Annotated in this window: 18 protein-coding genes; 8 read left to right on the top strand and 10 right to left on the bottom strand. The window is 57.5% G+C overall.

Annotated features, from left to right (window positions below; genetic code table 11):
* Positions 1-11: 11 nt before the first annotated feature.
* Genes yidC through rpmH form a run of 4 tightly spaced genes read right to left on the bottom strand, consistent with a single transcriptional unit; the run spans position 12 to position 2,396 of the window.
* The gene (gene yidC, locus AC6I7A_RS00305) at positions 12-1,658 is read right to left on the bottom strand and encodes a membrane protein insertase YidC (protein ID WP_009088294.1); all 1,647 of its coding nucleotides are present in this window, start codon (positions 1,656-1,658) and stop codon (positions 12-14) included.
* A 2-nt stretch (positions 1,659-1,660) separates the two neighbouring features.
* A complete protein-coding gene (gene yidD / locus AC6I7A_RS00300) occupies positions 1,661-1,918 on the bottom strand; it encodes a membrane protein insertion efficiency factor YidD (protein WP_008926397.1) in 258 nt (85 codons plus the stop codon).
* A complete protein-coding gene (rnpA, locus tag AC6I7A_RS00295) occupies positions 1,882-2,241 on the bottom strand; it encodes a ribonuclease P protein component (protein WP_008926396.1) in 360 nt (119 codons plus the stop codon). The genes yidD and rnpA overlap by 37 nt, the downstream gene beginning before the upstream one ends.
* Before the next feature lie 14 nt (positions 2,242-2,255).
* Positions 2,256-2,396 carry a 50S ribosomal protein L34 gene (gene rpmH, locus AC6I7A_RS00290; RefSeq protein ID WP_003849659.1) on the bottom strand — a complete coding sequence of 47 codons (141 nt, stop codon included), beginning with the start codon at positions 2,394-2,396 and terminating at the stop codon, positions 2,256-2,258.
* A gap of 597 nt (positions 2,397-2,993) precedes the next feature.
* On the opposite strand from rpmH, the gene dnaA reads away from it, so the two are divergent.
* The 7 genes from dnaA to AC6I7A_RS00255 all read left to right on the top strand — a co-directional run bounded on the left by dnaA (position 2,994) and on the right by AC6I7A_RS00255 (position 12,223).
* Positions 2,994-4,409, top strand: a complete 1,416-nt coding sequence (dnaA, locus tag AC6I7A_RS00285) for a chromosomal replication initiator protein DnaA (RefSeq protein WP_058957174.1) — start codon at positions 2,994-2,996, stop codon at positions 4,407-4,409.
* A gap of 4 nt (positions 4,410-4,413) precedes the next feature.
* On the top strand, positions 4,414-5,514 hold the full coding sequence (gene dnaN, locus AC6I7A_RS00280) for a DNA polymerase III subunit beta (protein WP_009088289.1): 1,101 nt from the start codon (positions 4,414-4,416) through the stop codon (positions 5,512-5,514).
* A gap of 256 nt (positions 5,515-5,770) precedes the next feature.
* On the top strand, positions 5,771-6,856 hold the full coding sequence (gene recF / locus AC6I7A_RS00275; protein WP_009088288.1) for a DNA replication/repair protein RecF: 1,086 nt from the start codon (positions 5,771-5,773) through the stop codon (positions 6,854-6,856).
* Positions 6,857-6,874: 18 nt separating this feature from the next.
* On the top strand, positions 6,875-9,283 hold the full coding sequence (gyrB, locus tag AC6I7A_RS00270; protein WP_058957175.1) for a DNA topoisomerase (ATP-hydrolyzing) subunit B: 2,409 nt from the start codon (positions 6,875-6,877) through the stop codon (positions 9,281-9,283).
* A gap of 174 nt (positions 9,284-9,457) precedes the next feature.
* Complete coding sequence (locus AC6I7A_RS00265) at positions 9,458-9,937, top strand: NanQ anomerase/TabA/YiaL family protein (RefSeq protein ID WP_009088284.1); 480 nt, start codon at positions 9,458-9,460, stop codon at positions 9,935-9,937.
* A gap of 99 nt (positions 9,938-10,036) precedes the next feature.
* Complete coding sequence (yidA, locus tag AC6I7A_RS00260; protein WP_058957176.1) at positions 10,037-10,846, top strand: sugar-phosphatase; 810 nt, start codon at positions 10,037-10,039, stop codon at positions 10,844-10,846.
* 108 nt (positions 10,847-10,954) lie between these two features.
* Entirely contained in the window at positions 10,955-12,223 is a 1,269-nt protein-coding gene (locus AC6I7A_RS00255) for a DUF3748 domain-containing protein (protein WP_058957177.1), read from the top strand.
* Here the strand turns inward: AC6I7A_RS00255 and AC6I7A_RS00250 are convergent.
* The gene (locus tag AC6I7A_RS00250) at positions 12,189-12,557 is read right to left on the bottom strand and encodes a YceK/YidQ family lipoprotein (protein ID WP_058957178.1); all 369 of its coding nucleotides are present in this window, start codon (positions 12,555-12,557) and stop codon (positions 12,189-12,191) included. The genes AC6I7A_RS00255 and AC6I7A_RS00250 overlap by 35 nt on opposite strands.
* A gap of 290 nt (positions 12,558-12,847) precedes the next feature.
* Here AC6I7A_RS00250 and ibpA point away from each other — a divergent pair, with 290 nt between their 5' ends.
* Positions 12,848-13,264: a small heat shock chaperone IbpA gene (gene ibpA, locus AC6I7A_RS00245; protein ID WP_009088277.1), complete on the top strand. Its 417-nt coding sequence runs from the start codon at positions 12,848-12,850 to the stop codon at positions 13,262-13,264.
* 46 nt (positions 13,265-13,310) lie between these two features.
* Here the strand turns inward: ibpA and AC6I7A_RS00240 are convergent, their stop codons facing one another.
* The 5 genes from AC6I7A_RS00240 to AC6I7A_RS00220 are packed head-to-tail and all read right to left on the bottom strand — an operon-like array spanning position 13,311 to position 17,549.
* On the bottom strand, positions 13,311-14,222 hold the full coding sequence (locus tag AC6I7A_RS00240) for an EamA family transporter (RefSeq protein ID WP_009088275.1): 912 nt from the start codon (positions 14,220-14,222) through the stop codon (positions 13,311-13,313).
* 21 nt (positions 14,223-14,243) lie between these two features.
* The gene (locus tag AC6I7A_RS00235) at positions 14,244-14,744 is read right to left on the bottom strand and encodes a YbaK/EbsC family protein (RefSeq protein ID WP_046100909.1); all 501 of its coding nucleotides are present in this window, start codon (positions 14,742-14,744) and stop codon (positions 14,244-14,246) included.
* A 29-nt stretch (positions 14,745-14,773) separates the two neighbouring features.
* Positions 14,774-15,574 carry a 2OG-Fe(II)-dependent halogenase WelO5 family protein gene (locus tag AC6I7A_RS00230; protein ID WP_009088271.1) on the bottom strand — a complete coding sequence of 267 codons (801 nt, stop codon included), beginning with the start codon at positions 15,572-15,574 and terminating at the stop codon, positions 14,774-14,776.
* A 5-nt stretch (positions 15,575-15,579) separates the two neighbouring features.
* Positions 15,580-16,287 (bottom strand): class II glutamine amidotransferase, encoded by a 708-nt coding sequence (locus AC6I7A_RS00225; protein ID WP_033736116.1) that lies wholly within the window; start codon positions 16,285-16,287, stop codon positions 15,580-15,582.
* On the bottom strand, positions 16,275-17,549 hold the full coding sequence (locus AC6I7A_RS00220) for an ATP-grasp domain-containing protein (RefSeq protein ID WP_046100906.1): 1,275 nt from the start codon (positions 17,547-17,549) through the stop codon (positions 16,275-16,277). Before AC6I7A_RS00220 ends, AC6I7A_RS00225 begins: the two co-directional genes overlap by 13 nt.
* Positions 17,550-17,563 lie beyond the last annotated feature (14 nt).

Here is a 17,563-nt window from a genome sequence, read left to right as displayed (position 1 = left end):
CGCTGGATCGCTTACGCTTTCTTCTTGTCGCGGCTATGCAGACCACGTTTTTCCAGGCCGCGATAAATCAGCTGCTGCTGGAGAATGGTGACCAGGTTGCTGACGATGTAGTACAGCACCAGACCTGACGGGAACCACAGGAAGAAGACGGTGAAGATCACCGGCATGTACGTCATGATCTTCTGCTGCATCGGATCGGTCACGGTGGTCGGTGACATCTTCTGAATGAAGAACATGGTGATGCCCATCAGAATCGGCAGGATGTAGTACGGGTCCTGCGCAGACAGGTCATGGATCCACAGAATGAATGGCGCATGACGCAGTTCAACCGAGCCTGACAGCATGTAGTAGAGCGCCAGGAAGATAGGCATCTGAATCACCAGCGGCAGACAGCCACCCAGCGGATTCACTTTCTCTGCTTTATACAGCGCCATCATTTCCTGGCTCTGCTTCTGCTTGTCATCACCCAGACGCTCACGCATCGCCTGAATTTTCGGCTGCAGCATGCGCATCTTCGCCATCGAGGTGTACTGCGCTTTAGTCAGCGGGTACATGATGCCGCGCACGATGAAGGTGATCACGATAATGGAGAAGCCCCAGTTACCGATGAAGCTGTGGATAAATTTCAGCAGCTTGAACAGCGGCTGAGAGATAAACCACAACCAGCCGTAATCCACGGTCAGATCAAGGTGCGGCGCAATAGCAGCCATCTTGTCCTGAATTTCCGGGCCGACCCACAGGGTTGCGCCCAGATTCTGCTGTGCGCCTGCCGCGATGGTCACCGGTGCAGATTTATAGCCAATCGCCGCCACGCCATTACCCAGGTTGCTGGTGTAAAGGGTGTTGGTGCCTTCGGTACGCGGAACCCATGCGGTTGCAAAGTACTGCTGCAGCATCGCCACCCAGCCATTACTGGTGGTGGTGTTCAGGTTCTCGTTATCCGCGATGGTGTCGAATTTGTACTTCTCATATTTCGACTCGCTGGTGGAGTACGCCGCGCCACGGAAGGTATGCAGTGCAAAGTTGTTGCTGCCGGTATCACGATGCTTAGGCAGATCGATAGTCTGCTTCAGCTGGCCAAACAGCGACACTTCCAGCGGCTGCTGGGTGGTGTTGTTGACATGATAGTCGACATTAACGGCATATTCGCCACGCCTGAAGATGAAGGTTTTGGTGTAAACCACGCCATTTTCAGCGGTATAGGTCATCGGCACACGCAGTTCAGCCTGGCCATCAGCCAGCTCGAAGTGATCCTGTGCCGTGGTGAACAGCGGACGCGCACCGTTGTTCGGGTTATCCGGACCATTACGGCCGGTTAAACCACTCTGCGCCTGATAAAGGAAGGCTGGCGTCGTTTCAAGCAGCTGGAACGGCTGGTCAGAACCCAGTTTGTCCGGGAAAGTCAGCAGCTGTGCCTGTTCTACATCACCGCCGCGGGTGTTGATATTTAATGACAGGACATCAGTCTTAACGGTGATCGTCTGGCCCTGACCGCTGGCCGGTACACCCTGACTGGCGGTATCACCCGCTACGCTGTTGGTGCCCTGTGTGGTCTGTGTCTGCTGTGGCTGCGGAGCGTGGTCCGTCTGCCAGGCTTGCCAGATCATAAAGGTCACGAACAGAAAAGCGATGAGAAAGAGATTGCGTTGCGAATCCATCGTTAATGTTCTCTGGTATCAAAGGTTTTTGGCGGCACAGGATCGTCACCACCCGGGTTCAAGGGGTGGCATTTTAATACGCGTTTTAATGTCAACCAACTGCCTTTTATCAGGCCGAACCTGCGTAACGCCTCAATTCCGTAATGAGAGCAGGTCGGGTGAAACCGACAGTGTGGTCCCAGTAATGGACTGATACCGCGTTGATAGACGCGTATCAGGACGATCAGGAGCCGCGCGCCAGGCGACAGTGACGACGCCATAATTTCTCCAACGCTTCCGCCAGCATACGGTTATCCAGATCGGCAACCCCCTTCTTCGCGACCACCACGAAGTCCATCGACGGCAGTTCATGTTGACGCAGACGAAAACTTTCGCGGGTCAATCGCTTGATCCGGTTGCGTTCGTGGGCGCGTTTCACATGTTTTTTAGCGACGGTAAGACCGATGCGGGGATGCCCCAGCGCGTTAAGGCGGCCGAGAATAGTGATTTGCGGCGTGCCAGCCCGTTGTGGCTGCTGGAAGACGAAAGTGAAATGAGTGGGAGTTAACAAGCGTAACTCCCTGGGAAATGCGAGCTTACCCATCAGGGCTAGCTTTATTACTTAGAAACGGTCAGACGAGAACGGCCTTTAGCACGACGACGTGCCAGAACCTGACGACCATTTTTTGTTGCCATACGAGCACGGAAACCGTGTGAACGGTTGCGCTTCAGTACGGACGGTTGAAAAGTGCGTTTCATGGCGGTTTCTACCTAAACTTGAAAATTTTCACTGGGTGACGCGTTTCGGGCCAGTAAATCGACCGACGCCTCAATGTGTCTTTAATAAAGAGGCGGGATTGTAATAATTGTACAGTCCCGAGTCAATTTACTTCGCGTGGCACGGTACCTGAAAACCCGCATACAGCCCGCTGAGTTCCAACATTTTGCTTTGGGGCGCAATGTCGGGTGGGGAATTATACGGGCTCCGCTCTAAAGCGCAAGGATCGTACGGGATCTTATTACGATCGGGGGGCGGGATCGTGGGGATAAAACGAGACATCGTCCGAAATTCTGACGCTTTTCGCCAGATCCCTGCGGGTTTTTCCGGCAACTGGCGTAAACTTCTTTGCGCGCCTCAGACCTGTGGATAAAAAGGATCAAAACTGTGTAGAAAGGGAAGATCTCTGTCTCGCTTTGCGCTATGATCCGCCCTTCCGCTGACGATCCTCCGCTGATTGCAGGCTGGAAAACCGCTGATAGCGGTCGCAGGCGCTTTCTTTCGTCTGTGTCAAAAAATGAACGTTTCTTAGAGTAACGCCTACTATTCTTATCGAATTTGTACGAGTGGAGTCCGCCGTGTCACTTACGCTTTGGCAACAGTGTCTTGCCCGTTTGCAGGATGAGCTTCCTGCCACCGAATTCAGCATGTGGATCCGTCCACTGCAGGCTGAGTTAAACGACAATACGCTTGCCTTGTATGCTCCAAATCACTTCGTACTCGACTGGGTCCGGGATAAATACCTCAATAGTATCAATGCGCTGCTGAATGAATTCTGTGGCCCGAACGTGCCCGCGCTGCGTTTTGAAGTCGGCACACGCCCGGTTCAGCAGCAGGCGGCAGCGGTCAGCCAGCCGGTCATGGCCAGCGTCAGCGCACCGGTAATGCCCGTGCAGAGCCATGTTCGTCCGGCACCGACGCAGATCGTGCGTCCCAGCTGGGACAATGTGCCGGCACCGGCCGACGTGACCTACCGCTCGAATGTGAATAACCGTCATAACTTCGACAACTTCGTCGAGGGTAAATCCAACCAGCTGGCGCGCGCGGCGGCACGTCAGGTGGCGGATAATCCCGGCGGCGCGTATAACCCGCTGTTTCTGTATGGCGGCACCGGTCTGGGTAAAACACACCTGCTGCATGCGGTAGGTAACGGCATCATTGCCCGTAAACCCAATGCAAAAGTGGTTTACATGCACTCCGAGCGTTTTGTGCAGGACATGGTTAAGGCCCTGCAGAACAATGCGATCGAAGAGTTCAAACGCTACTACCGTTCAGTGGATGCCCTGCTGATCGATGACATTCAGTTCTTTGCCAATAAAGAGCGATCGCAGGAAGAGTTCTTCCACACCTTTAATGCCTTATTAGAAGGCAATCAGCAGATCATCCTCACCTCGGATCGTTACCCCAAAGAGATCAACGGGGTGGAAGATCGTCTTAAATCCCGTTTCGGCTGGGGGTTAACGGTGGCGATCGAGCCGCCTGAGCTGGAAACGCGGGTGGCGATCCTGATGAAAAAAGCGGATGAGAATGACATCCGCCTGCCGGGTGAAGTCGCCTTTTTTATTGCCAAGCGTTTACGATCCAATGTGCGTGAGCTGGAAGGCGCGCTGAACCGCGTGATCGCCAACGCCAACTTTACCGGCCGGGCGATTACGATCGACTTCGTGCGTGAAGCGCTGCGCGATCTGCTGGCGCTGCAGGAAAAGCTGGTCACCATCGATAATATTCAGAAGACCGTGGCTGAGTACTACAAAATCAAGGTCGCCGATCTGCTTTCCAAGCGCCGTTCGCGTTCGGTTGCACGTCCGCGCCAGATGGCGATGGCGATGGCGAAAGAGTTGACGAACCATAGCCTGCCGGAAATCGGCGACGCTTTTGGGGGACGCGACCATACAACGGTGCTTCACGCCTGCCGCAAGATTGAGCAGCTGCGTGAAGAGAGCCACGATATCAAAGAAGATTTCTCTAATCTCATCAGAACATTATCTTCGTGACGCTATGAAATTTATTGTTGAACGTGAGCAGCTGCTGAAGCCGCTGCAACAAGTAAGTGGCCCGCTGGGCGGGCGTCCAACGCTGCCAATCCTCGGAAACCTGCTGCTGCAGGTAACAGAAGGTTCGCTGCTGCTGACCGGTACCGATCTGGAAATGGAGATGGTGGCACGCGTGGCGCTGACGCAGGCGCATGAGCCTGGCGCAACCACCGTTCCGGCGCGTAAATTCCTCGATATCTGTCGTGGCTTACCGGATGGCGCAGAGATCACGCTGGCGCTGGAAGGCGATCGCATGCTGGTGCGCTCAGGACGCAGCCGTTTTTCGCTGTCCACCCTGCCCGCCAGTGACTTCCCGAATCTTGACGACTGGCAGAGTGAAGTCGAATTCACCCTGCCGCAGGCGACGATGAAGCGGCTGATCGAAGCGACCCAGTTCTCCATGGCGCATCAGGATGTGCGTTACTACCTCAACGGCATGATGTTTGAAACCGAAGGGGAAGAACTGCGCACCGTGGCGACGGACGGTCACCGTCTGGCCGTCTGCTCAATGCCGGTTGGCCAGGCGCTGCCGAGTCATTCGGTGATTGTGCCGCGCAAAGGCGTGATTGAGCTGCTGCGTCTGCTGGATGGCGGCGAGACGCCGCTGCAGGTGCAGATTGGTGGCAGCAATATTCGTGCACACGTCGGCGACTACATCTTCACTTCTAAGCTGGTTGATGGTCGTTTCCCCGATTATCGCCGCGTGTTACCGAAGAATCCCGACAAAGTGCTGGAAGCGGGCTGTGACCTGCTTAAACAGGCGTTTGCCCGCGCGGCGATCCTCTCCAACGAGAAGTTCCGCGGGGTGCGCCTCTATATCACCGAAAACCAGCTGAAGATCACCGCCAATAACCCTGAACAGGAAGAGGCGGAAGAGATGCTGGATGTCAGCTATAACGGCACCGAACTGGAGATTGGCTTTAACGTCAGTTACGTGCTGGATGTGCTGAACGCGCTGAAGTGTGAGAACGTGCGTCTGCTGCTGACCGATTCGGTGTCGAGCGTGCAGATTGAGGATGTGGCGAGTCCTGCTGCGGCCTATGTCGTCATGCCCATGCGCTTGTAGGTGTTATATATCGGCCTGGCTTACTTGCCATTCTGATTTCGGGCAGTGCTCGCCCCTGGTCACATACTTCAGTATGCTCCCAGGGTCTGCGCGCTGGCCGGAACCAGACTGGCGGCGACGCCTGCGGCCTGGTGAATGGGATGTCGGGCAAACCTGCTTCGCCGTCGACGCCCTGGATTGTTAAAGGTAAATCCTGAATTTTTACAAGGCAAAACCCATTTTATCCCGATCATTGCCCCTCACGCTGGACTGATTCATGGCTTTAACCCGCCTTCTTATTAAAGATTTTCGTAATATCGAACAGGCTGACCTGCAACTGGCTCCCGGCTTTAATTTTCTGGTCGGCGTCAACGGCAGCGGCAAAACCAGCGTGTTAGAGGCGATCCATACGCTGGGGCATGGCCGGTCGTTTCGCAGCCTGCAGGCGGGGCGCGTCATCCGTCACGACGAAGCGGCCTTTGTGCTGCACGGACGGCTGGAGAGCAAAGAGCGGGAAATTTCGGTCGGACTGACCAAAAACCGGGCCGGTGACAGTAAAGTGCGCATTGATGGCAGCGACGGTCACAAAGTCGCCGAGCTGGCACAGCTGTTGCCGATGCAATTAATTACGCCCGAAGGCTTTAGTTTGCTCAATGGCGGCCCCAAATACCGCAGAGCCTATGTTGACTGGGGCTGCTTCCATAATACGCCTGGCTTTTTCAACGCCTGGAACAACCTGCGTCGCCTGCTTAAGCAGCGCAACGCCGCGCTGCGTCAGGTCACCCGCTACAGCCAGATCCGTCCCTGGGATCAGGAGCTGGTACCGCTGGCTGAACAGATCAGCCTGTGGCGGGCGGAATACAGTGCCGCCATTTCCGCCGAAATCACCGGCACCTGCAGCCAGTTTCTGCCGGAATTTGACCTGCGCTTCTCCTTCCAGCGCGGCTGGGACAAAGAGAGCGACTATGGCGAGCTGCTGGAGCGTAACTTTGAGCGCGATCGTGCACTGACCTACACCGCCAGCGGCCCCCATAAAGCGGATTTTCGAATCCGGGCTGAAGGGACGCCAGTGGAAGATTTACTCTCACGCGGGCAGCTCAAGCTGCTGATGTGTGCATTGCGTCTGGCACAGGGCGAGTTCCTGACAAGCCAGAGCGGACGCCGCTGTATTTACCTCATTGATGACTTTGCTTCTGAGCTGGATGAGAGCCGCCGACGCCTGCTGGCGGAACGGTTAAAAGCCACCCAGGCTCAGGTCTTTGTCAGCGCCATTTCGGCCGGACATGTAATCGACATGAGCGACGAAAAGGGCAAGATGTTCCGCGTGGAACAGGGTAAAATAGCGGTTCAACCTGAAGATTAAAATGAGCGAGAAACGTTGATGTCGAATTCTTATGACTCCTCCAGTATTAAAGTCCTGAAGGGGCTTGATGCGGTACGTAAACGCCCGGGCATGTATATCGGCGATACCGATGACGGTACCGGTCTGCATCACATGGTATTCGAGGTCGTGGATAACGCAATCGACGAAGCGCTCGCTGGTCACTGTAGTGACATTGTGGTCACCATCCATGCGGATAACTCCGTCTCGGTGCAGGATGATGGACGCGGCATTCCGACCGGTATTCACGAAGAAGAGGGCGTGTCCGCCGCTGAAGTGATCATGACCGTTCTGCATGCGGGCGGTAAGTTCGATGATAACTCCTACAAGGTCTCCGGCGGCCTGCACGGCGTGGGTGTCTCGGTCGTTAACGCCCTGTCACAGAAGCTGGAGCTGACCATTCGTCGCGAAGGCAAAGTGCATCAGCAGATTTACGTCCACGGCGTTCCCGAGTCGCCGCTGACCGTGACCGGTGATACCGATTTAACCGGTACCCGCGTCCGTTTCTGGCCGAGCTACGAAACCTTCACCAACGTCCGCGATTTTGAGTATGACATTCTGGCGAAACGCCTGCGTGAACTCTCCTTCCTGAACTCAGGCGTTTCGATCCGTCTGGAAGATAAGCGTGACGGCAAAACGGACCACTTCCACTACGAAGGTGGCATCAAGGCGTTTGTTGAATACCTGAACAAAAACAAAACCCCGATTCACCCGACCGTCTTCTACTTCTCAAACGAGAAAGATGGCATCGGTGTGGAAGTGGCGCTGCAGTGGAACGACGGTTTCCAGGAAAATATCTACTGCTTTACCAACAACATCCCGCAGCGTGACGGCGGTACGCACCTTGCCGGTTTCCGTGCGGCGATGACCCGTACCCTTAACGCCTACATGGATAAAGAGGGTTACAGCAAGAAAGCCAAAGTCAGCGCCACCGGTGACGATGCCCGTGAAGGCCTGATTGCCGTCGTGTCGGTGAAAGTACCGGACCCTAAATTCTCCTCACAGACCAAAGACAAACTGGTTTCGTCAGAGGTGAAATCGGCGGTTGAGCAGCAGATGAACGAACTGCTGGCGGAATACCTGCTGGAAAACCCGTCAGACGCCAAAATCGTGGTCGGTAAAATCATCGACGCCGCGCGCGCCCGTGAAGCGGCCCGTCGCGCCCGCGAGATGACCCGCCGTAAAGGCGCGCTGGATCTGGCTGGCCTGCCAGGCAAACTGGCGGATTGCCAGGAGCGCGACCCGGCGCTCTCTGAAATCTACCTGGTGGAGGGTGACTCCGCAGGCGGCTCGGCCAAACAGGGCCGTAACCGTAAAAACCAGGCGATCCTGCCGCTGAAAGGTAAGATCCTGAACGTTGAGAAAGCGCGTTTCGATAAGATGCTCGCCTCTCAGGAAGTGGCCACGCTGATCACCGCACTGGGCTGTGGCATTGGCCGCGATGAGTACAACCCGGACAAGCTGCGCTATCACAGCATCATCATCATGACCGATGCCGACGTCGATGGTTCACACATCCGTACCCTGCTGCTGACCTTCTTCTATCGTCAGATGCCGGAAATCATTGAGCGCGGCCACGTTTATATTGCCCAGCCGCCGCTCTACAAAGTGAAGAAAGGCAAGCAGGAGCAGTACATCAAAGATGACGAGGCGATGGATCAGTATCAGATCGCCATCGCGCTGGATGGTGCCACGCTGCACACCAACGCCAGCGCTCCGGCACTGGGCGGTGAGCCGCTGGAGACGCTGGTCTCTGACTTCAACAGCACGCAGAAGATGATCAAGCGTATGGAGCGCCGTTATCCGATGGCCATGCTGCGCGCGCTGATTTATCACGACACGCTGAGCGACCTGACCAATGAAGCGGAGGTCACGACCTGGCTGAACGGTCTGGTGAGCTATCTGACTGAACGCGAAGCGCACGGCAGCACCTATCTGGCCCAGGTTCGCGAAAACCGCGAGCTGAACCTCTTCGAGCCGATTCTGCGCGTTCGCACCCACGGTGTGGATACCGACTACCCGCTGGAAGCGGAGTTCATTCAGGGACCGGAATACCGCAAAATCTGCGATCTTGGCGGCAAACTGCGTGGCCTGCTGGAAGAGGATGCCTACATTGAACGTGGTGAGCGTCGTCAGCCGGTGGCCAGCTTCGAACAGGCGATTGAGTGGCTGGTTAAAGAGTCGCGTCGCGGCCTCTCTGTTCAGCGCTACAAAGGTCTGGGCGAGATGAACCCGGATCAGCTGTGGGAAACCACCATGGACCCGGACAGCCGTCGTATGCTGCGCGTCACCATCAAAGATGCCATTGGTGCTGACCAGCTGTTCACCACGCTGATGGGCGATGCGGTTGAACCGCGCCGCGCCTTCATCGAAGAGAATGCGCTGAAAGCAGCCAATATCGATATCTGATTGGTCGCAGACCGGATAGGCCATCACTCCGGTGATGGCCTTTTTTTTATGCCGCCGCGGCGAATGCCGCACCCGGTGCTGCGAGACCGATCACGTTTTCCCCCGCCCTGCTCCTTTACGCTTGCCTCTCTTTGCGCCTTCAGCGCGCACAACGTTAATACAGGGAGTTACCTTATGATTGTCTGCGACTGTCACGACTGGAACAGAGAACGTCACGCCTTTCATCCGGTTATCGATCAGGCGATACGCTGGATTACTGACACCGACTTCAGCCAGCTCGACACCGGTAAATATGCCATCCTGCCTGAGGATAAGATGTTCTGCCTGGTGCAGGAGATGATGACCGAACCGGCGAGCGCGCGTCGGGCAGAATCCCACTTCAGCTACATCGACATTCAGTTTCTGCTGGCCGGCAGCGAGAATATCGGCGTGGCCCGCGCCCACCCCGATCAGCGAGTGACCGAGGATTTTGCTCAGCAACGCGACGTGGTCTTTTATCAGAAGACGCTGAATGAGTCGGTGATTACACTGCTGCCCGGTATGTTCGCGATCTTTTTTCCGCACGATATTCATCGCCCCTGCTGCGCGCCGGGTGAACCCGCCATTATCCGAAAAGCCGTGATTAAAATTCACCGCGATCTGTTTACCGCCTGACGCTGACGGTCGGCCGGGGGTGCCCGCCTGCTATGAAACTGGTCAATACGCGCTGAATCGCGCTAGCATTGAACCAAACCCAGACGCAACGAGGACTCTATGGCTATTAAATTGATCGCTATCGACATGGATGGCACCCTGCTCAATCCGCAGCATGAGATCACGCCGGGGGTGAAATCTGCCCTTGATCGCGCCCGCCAGCAGGGGGTATCGATTGTGCTGACCACCGGCCGGCCGTTTGTGGGTATCCAGCGCTATCTGATGGAGCTGGATATGCAGACCCCCGGCCAGTACGCGATCAGTAACAACGGCGCGCTGGTTCATCAGGCTGAAGATGGTGAGTGCGTGGCGGAAGTGACGCTGACCTTTGACGACTACCTCTACATTGAGCAGCTGGCGCGTGAACTTGGCGTCCATTTCCAGGCGTTCGACAAATCCCATCTCTATACACCCAACAAAGATATCAGCGAATACACCATCCATGAGGCGAGCCTGACCGGGATTCCGGTGCGCTATCGTGCGGTGGAAGAGATGGACCGCGCGACGCGCTTTCCAAAACTGATGATGATCGACCGTCCGACCCTGCTCGACGCGGCGATTGCCCGCCTGCCAGAGCATGCTAAGCAGACCTACACCATCCTGAAGAGTGCGCCTTATTACCTCGAAATCCTCGATCGCCGGGTCAACAAAGGTCAGGGCGTCAGAATGCTGGCGGAGAAGCTCGGCCTGAAGCAGGAAGAGGTGATGGCGATAGGTGACCAGGAGAACGACCTGGCGATGATTGAGTATGCCGGCACAGGTGTCGCCATGGGCAATGCCATTGATTCGGTCAAGGCTATCGCTCAGTTCATCACGAAAACCAATATGGAAGATGGCGTCGCACATGCCATTGAAGAGTTAGTGCTGTAACCGCTCTGCGCTTTCCGGGCCGCGCCGGCCCGGAACCCGGTAAAAAAGCTGCAGCGCAAAACAGAATCGCGTAATTTGTCGGGCAACGCTTCCTGCACGGGTTTCACCATGTCAGAAAAACAGATCACCTTTGCTGCCCGTCAGCATCAGCTGACCAATATCAATGTCTGGACTGCCGACAGCCAGTGGCTGGCATTTGACGTGCGTCCTTCGGGCGCCTCCTTTACCAGCCAGACCATTGAGCGGGTCAATGTGATGACCGGTGAGGTGGAGGTGCTCTATCAGGCGCAGCACGGTGCTCATGTCGGCGTGGTGACGGTCAGCCCCGATATGCCGCCGCGCTACGTCTGCATTCATGGCCCGGAACATCCCGATGCCCGGTGGCAGTATGATTTCCATCACCGCCGCGGGGTGATCGTTCAGAACGCCACCGCTGTCAATCTGGATGCCTGCGACATCACGCCCCCCTTTACGCCTGGCGCGCTGCGGGGCGGGTCGCATGTGCATGTCTTCAGTCCCGACGGTTCACGTCTGAGCTTTACCTACAATGACCATGTCATGCATGAACGGGATACCCGGCTGGATCTGCGCAACGTCGGCATCGCGGTGCCGCTGCGCGCAGTCACGCCGGTTAAGCAGCATCCGCGGGAGTATGACGGCAGCTACTTTTGCCTGCTGGTGAGCGAGACGCATCCGGCACCGCAGCCGGGCAGCGACCAGATCAACCGTGCCTATGAAGAGTGCTGGATCGGTAACCGCGGCTATCAGAAACCGGACGGCCGCTGGCAGCGCTGGGCTATCGCGTTCATCGGCGACACGCTGACGGCGGAGGGCGAGAAGCGTCCTGAAGTGTTTGTTGTTGATCTGCCCGAAGACCTGGACGATTACGCCCGGGCCGGTGCCAGCCCGCTGGAGGGCAGCAGCCAGCAGTTGCCTGCGCCCCCGGCTGGCGTCAGGCAGCGCCGTCTGACGTACGGTCGTGGTCTGGCGCTGCAACCGCGCCACTGGCTGCGCAGTGCGCCCGATGGCAGCCAGATTGCGTTTCTGATGGCAGATGAGGGAGGGGTGATCCAGCTCTGGACGGTCTCTCCCAACGGCGGCGAACCGCGTCAGGTGACCCGTCTCGGCAGCAGCATTCAGTCCGCCTTCAGCTGGCATCCTGATGGCCAGGCCGTCGCCTTTATCTGTGATAACAGCGTGATGCGATGTGACGCTGAGAGCGGCGAGTGCCAGCGTCTGACGCGCAGAACGGATGACGCCCCCTCAGGCGATGCGGTTGTCTGGTCACCTGACGGCACGCAGATTGCGTATATGCGTGAGGTGGAGGGCTGGCGGCAGCTGTTTACGGTTGCGGCTGAGGGCGCAGAGGAGGCATAGGCTGCGCCTGCGCCAGGCTCTCCTGCGTGTGCGCCAGCTTTTCGCTCTGCAGAATGCGTTCCCGCGGGGAGTCGAGTGATTTATCTTTGTCGCTGCGGTAGTAGTCCCACGGCAGCAGCAGCGTATCCATCACGGCGGAGAAAGGAAGATCGATCAGCGCCAGCGGCTTCAGCGCCCAGCTGGTGTCCCCGTCGGTCAGCATATCCGCGCTGGCCCGGGTGCCTGGATAATAGCCCTGACTCGCACCTGTGTGTGACATCACGCTGGAACAACCGCTTGTCGCCATTGCGCAGCAAACCATTCCAGCCAGAGGTAAGGTCTTCATCAATTTCATTATCATCATCCCTTCAGCCCTGACATGCGCCGGGCTGAGTTGGCTTGCCAGACAACGTCAACACTCTGGGGCGAAGTCCGTTCGGGTCTGACAAAAGGTGTTCTGAGTGTATGTCATTTCCTGAGATTGGCGAAAAAAATTGCATTCTGCACGCTTGAAAATTCTCCTTTGGCACCCATTTTTAGTTTACGGACGCGCTCACCGTCGCCGAAAGGGACAGTGAGGTGCCGGATCCAGCCTGTCCAGTAGTGGAAGGTTGCCAAAACTTGCTGAAATTCAGGAGTCTTAATATGCGTAACTTTGATCTCACCCCACTTTATCGCTCAGCTATCGGTTTCGATCGCCTGTTTAACCTGCTCGAATCAAACCAGAATCAGAGCAACGGGGGTTATCCTCCCTATAACGTTGAACTGGTCGATGAAAATCACTACCGCATTACTATCGCGGTGGCCGGTTTCTCTCAGAGCGAGCTTGATATCACAGCGCACGACAATGTGCTGACTGTACGGGGTGCCCATCCGGAAGAGCAGGCCGAGCGTAAATACCTGTATCAGGGTATCGCCGAGCGTAACTTCGAGCGTAAATTCCAGCTTGCCGACCACATTGTGGTGCGCGACGCCCGTCTCGAAAATGGTCTGCTGAGTATCGATCTTGAACGTCTGGTACCGGAAGAAGCCAAACCACGCCGTATTGAGATTCTGAAGTAATCATGAAAAACGCCGCGTCAGCGGCGTTTTTTTTTGCCCTGTCACCCTACGGCTGCGTTCGCATCGCGAAACGCTGTCCCAGCACGCCGCCAAACACGTTGATCAGCAGGCCGGCAATAATCACCGAGGCGCCCAGCATCTGCTGCCCGGAAAGATGCTCATCCAGCACCAGCGCAGCAGTAATGATCCCGACCACCGGCACCAGCAGCGACAACGGGGCAACGCGCCAGGTTTCGTAGCGGCTGAGCAGATTTCCCCAGATGGCGTAGCCGACGATGGTGGCGACAAAGGCCAGATAGAAGAGCGCCAGTACCGTCTGCAGCCCGATGTGCAGCAGGCTGCTGACGATAGCCTCCTGCCCCTCAAACAGCAGCGAGCAGGCAAAGAAAGGAATGACCGGCACCAGCGCACTCCAGACCACCAGCGACATAATCGGCACGCTGCGATTCCGCATAATGATCTTGTTGGTAATGTTACCCAGCCCCCATGACAGGGCCGCCGACAGCGTCAGCATCATAGTCGTCAGCGTAATGCCGGCGCTGGTCTGTCCTTCCATGCCTGCCGTCGCCAGCAGAAACATCCCCAGCGTGGCGATGATAATCCCGGTGATGTGGTTCCAGCGCAGCTTCTCCGCCAGCAGCAGCGCCCCCAGCAGCAGGGTAAAGAACGCCTGCGCCTGCAGCACCAGGGAGGCCAGGCCTGCTGGCATACCGAGCTGAATCGCCAGGAAGAGAAACGCAAACTGACCAAAACTGATGGTCATACCGTAAACCACCAGCCAGCGCAGCGGGATCGGCGGACGGCGCACAAAGAAAATGGCAGGGAAGGCGACCAGCGTGAATCGCAGTCCGGCGAGCAGAAAAGGCGGCATCCCCTGCAGCCCCAGCTTGATCACCACAAAATTGACGCCCCACGCCACCACCACGCACAACGCTAACAGCATATCTTTTACCGACATCAGAAACTCCTTGAGCCGCCGTCAGGCGGTGATCGCAATCGGGGTTGCGATGTCAGCACAGCACGCTTCCCCCACGATGCGAAAATAGTCATCTACAGCCAGCGCGATCGATTTATCCAGCTCGCCCGCGTTAAACCATAACGTTCCGACCTGCTGCAGCCGGGTATCGACCCGCAGCGCCAGCCGGTCATCAAAACTGAATGGCGGCACCGCGCCCATCACACAGCCGGTCAGCGCCTGCGCCAGCTCCGGCGCGGCGAAAGAGGATTTCTTGCCGCCGATAGCGCGCGCCGCACTTTTAAAATTGATCCGGCAGTCGCCCGGCACAATCGCCAGCAGCGGACGCGGCGGCGCGCCGTCCGGCATGACGACCTCCAGCACCATCGCCTTAGCCGCCTGACCCAGTGCATTACCGCGTATCTGGCTGATCTGGTCGGTCTGCCCTATCGCCTCATGCTCCACGACGCGGTAGCTGGCCTGATGCTGATCCAGCAGCGCGGTGATTTTTTCAAACGTCGTCATATCCCTCTCCTTGTCTGGCCCGGACCGGATTAACTCCAGGCGATAGCGTGTTTCATTTTTTTATCGGTCAGCCCGAAAAAGAATCCCATGGTGATGCGGGTATCACCTTCAACCCGATCAATCTCATGATAAAAAGCGGGATTAAACAGATAGATATCGCCACTGCGTGGTGAAAATTCGCAGACTTCGCTGTGTTCAATCACCTCAGCGGGATAGCCCAGCTCACCGGCCGTTTTGAACCGCTCATCCTCCGGTGCCCATTTTTTGTTGTAGATCCGCAGCGCCCCGCCCGCGTTGCACTCCTGCAGGCAGACCACGCAGCTGAGCTGATGGAGAATCTGCGTCACCGCCAGCCCGGTTCCGGCGGCATCACGCACGATATTGTCGTTGTGTAACGGGTTCGCGACGCCATCGGCATGAAACCGCACGATAGAACCGGCATAGTCGCCGTGGCCCGGCTCCTGGGCGATGCGCAGGCTCTCCAGCCGCAGCGCATGCTGAACCCAGAGGTAGATCTGCTCACGCAGGGTGGTGAGTGAAGGGGGCAGCGCCGGCTGGATATCGCGCAGCTCGGTAAAATAGTTATCGGGCTCTGCGGTGTGACGCGCCAGATAGGGACCGAGCGTGGTCAGCGCGCCATTCGGATAGTGAGAAACACGGATCTTTTCCCGGCAGCGCTGCAGATCCGCCACCACCGCTTCCCGCACCTCCGGCGTCAGGAAATTACGCAGCACCAGCAGCGGCACACGCGCCGTGACGATGTCATCCAGCCAGGTCGACTCCACAAACATGCTGGGATTAATCACGCGGAACTGATTGAAAATAGCCATGTTTATCACTCCCTAAACGGAATTTCATAGAGTTCATGATTGTTCATTCGCCGCCAGCTGCCGGCGCTGCCTGGTATTGTCACGGGTTCAGAAGCGATCAGCGTGCAATCCTCCTGTTGCCGAAAATGCATCGTAAAATAGTCAGGCCAGGGGGTGTCGTGGGGATACCACTGCCACGCCCAGGCTTTGTCACGGGTGACGAAAATGGCATTGCCTGCGCTGCCGCCGGGTTCCACCTGCGCCATCTTTGCGCGCAGATAGTCGCGGGTGAAGTCGGCGGGCGTGGTCTGATCGACCAGGTAGCGCAGGTACTCTTCTGAATCGAAACGGGATTCCGCCAGGCCAAGCTGGCGGTGGATGGTCGGCAGAAAGCCGTTGTGCATCATGTACCACTGATGACCCGCGCTGTGGCGCGTCAGCGGATGAGAAAAGGCCAGCCCCTGATTTTTACTCAGCGTGGCGTGGCGCACATGCACAGCCAGAAACGGACTGCGCAGCCGATCCACATCGATGTCCGGCAGCGCTTCCGCAAACGCGCCTGTGCCGTGCAGGGTGCGGATCTCCCCCGCTTCCAGCCACAGGCAGCCCCAGCCGTTGGGATGGGATTTAATTGGGCCATCGTGTTCGGCTCCTTCGCCGCAGCTCATGGCGCGCGCCGCCTCCAGAATCTGAGCGCTGTCGAACCTGCCATGCGCCAGAATCATTCTGCACATACTTTGTCTCTCCCGGCGGTCACCGGCTGCGCGGCAATCACCTGCTGAAAAAGGGTCATAACGGGCTCCCGCGTCGGGGCGCTGAGGCTGAAGGTCGCCAGAATGCCGGCGTGACGGGTGAGATCGGCGTAGAGCGATGAGCGGGATGACACCTGCAACGCAGGCAACCGGAGGGGGGGTAACAGCGCCCCCTGCTGATGCTGTTCAATCCAGCGTTCCGCCGCCTGCAGCTGTGCGGGCTGGCGCAGGCGCAGCTGGCCGACAGCGCGTGACGTGCTCAGGGCAAAGGCAGGCAGGGTGCCTCCCGCCTCCAGCCGGAAAGTCACCTCAGCCCAGTTGATACCGGTCGCCTCCTCAACCAGCGTCGCCACCCCCATGCCAGAGAGCCGGAACCCCATCTCCAGAAAATGCGGCACGCCGTTAACCACAATGAAATCGATATGAAACGCGCCCTGACGATAGCCAAAGGTTTCGCAGCAGAAGGTCATGAGACTGCTGAACGCGGCGGGTAGCGCCGCTGCTGCCATCGCCACATGCCCCGACTCATAAAAGCTGACGCAGCCTTCGCTGTCCCGGTGCTGCTCAATCACCTTCTGGCAGCAGGTCAGCGCCCGGGGATGCCCCTGCGCGACCACACCCTGTAGCGAAAACTCCTCGCCGATCAGGGCGCTTTCCACGATAAAGCCGCTGAAGCCGCGCCCGCCATAGTTCATGGTCTGCACCAGCTGCTTCACCACGCTGCGCAGCTGATCGGCCCGCTCAATCAGCCAGATGCCCAGCCCGCCGCCGCCATCTACCGGTTTAACGACGCAGGGATAGATCAGCGCCTGCTCCGCATCCAGAATGCTGAGCGGCGAGGCAAAAAAGCGAAACTCCGGCTGCGGGAAGCGCGGCCAGGCTTTTTTTAGCGCCATGCGCTGCGCATATTTATCCAGCGGAATAAAGGCGGCGGGCGCGTCCGGCCCGGCCAGCATGTCGCGCAGTCGTCCGGCGCTGGCGTTGTAGGCTTCAAAGCCCGCCAGCACCACCAGCGGATGCGCCAGTAAACCGGCGTGCAGATAAGCCTGCATCACCTCCCACGGATTCTCAGGGCGGTCGAGGCGAATAATCAGATCAAAAGGCAGCGCCAGGCTTAGTGACTGGTAATCGACAAAATCGCCCATTTCCGCCAGCACGGTGAAATAGCCTTCGCGCTTTGCCACCGCGCAGTAAGGGTTCTGTCCATCGCGGGTGGCGCCAATTTGCAGAAAAATCTTTTTCATCGCCTCGCCTTACC

It is taken from the genome of Type-F symbiont of Plautia stali, assembly GCF_059731105.1.
The sequence above is the reverse complement of the archived record's forward strand: the minus strand, read 5'-3'. Positions and strand labels throughout refer to the sequence as shown.

Coding starts and splice junctions, on each gene's coding strand:
- yidC (WP_009088294.1), bottom strand. CDS start 1,658: ATGGATTCGCAACGCAATCTCTTTCTCATCGCTTTTCTGTTCGTGACC.
- yidD (WP_008926397.1), bottom strand. CDS start 1,918: ATGGCGTCGTCACTGTCGCCTGGCGCGCGGCTCCTGATCGTCCTGATA.
- rnpA (WP_008926396.1), bottom strand. CDS start 2,241: ATGGGTAAGCTCGCATTTCCCAGGGAGTTACGCTTGTTAACTCCCACT.
- rpmH (WP_003849659.1), bottom strand. CDS start 2,396: ATGAAACGCACTTTTCAACCGTCCGTACTGAAGCGCAACCGTTCACAC.
- dnaN (WP_009088289.1), top strand. CDS start 4,414: ATGAAATTTATTGTTGAACGTGAGCAGCTGCTGAAGCCGCTGCAACAA.
- recF (WP_009088288.1), top strand. CDS start 5,771: ATGGCTTTAACCCGCCTTCTTATTAAAGATTTTCGTAATATCGAACAG.
- gyrB (WP_058957175.1), top strand. CDS start 6,875: ATGTCGAATTCTTATGACTCCTCCAGTATTAAAGTCCTGAAGGGGCTT.
- AC6I7A_RS00265 (WP_009088284.1), top strand. CDS start 9,458: ATGATTGTCTGCGACTGTCACGACTGGAACAGAGAACGTCACGCCTTT.
- yidA (WP_058957176.1), top strand. CDS start 10,037: ATGGCTATTAAATTGATCGCTATCGACATGGATGGCACCCTGCTCAAT.
- AC6I7A_RS00255 (WP_058957177.1), top strand. CDS start 10,955: ATGTCAGAAAAACAGATCACCTTTGCTGCCCGTCAGCATCAGCTGACC.
- AC6I7A_RS00250 (WP_058957178.1), bottom strand. CDS start 12,557: ATGAAATTGATGAAGACCTTACCTCTGGCTGGAATGGTTTGCTGCGCA.
- ibpA (WP_009088277.1), top strand. CDS start 12,848: ATGCGTAACTTTGATCTCACCCCACTTTATCGCTCAGCTATCGGTTTC.
- AC6I7A_RS00240 (WP_009088275.1), bottom strand. CDS start 14,222: ATGTCGGTAAAAGATATGCTGTTAGCGTTGTGCGTGGTGGTGGCGTGG.
- AC6I7A_RS00235 (WP_046100909.1), bottom strand. CDS start 14,744: ATGACGACGTTTGAAAAAATCACCGCGCTGCTGGATCAGCATCAGGCC.
- AC6I7A_RS00230 (WP_009088271.1), bottom strand. CDS start 15,574: ATGGCTATTTTCAATCAGTTCCGCGTGATTAATCCCAGCATGTTTGTG.
- AC6I7A_RS00225 (WP_033736116.1), bottom strand. CDS start 16,287: ATGTGCAGAATGATTCTGGCGCATGGCAGGTTCGACAGCGCTCAGATT.
- AC6I7A_RS00220 (WP_046100906.1), bottom strand. CDS start 17,549: ATGAAAAAGATTTTTCTGCAAATTGGCGCCACCCGCGATGGACAGAAC.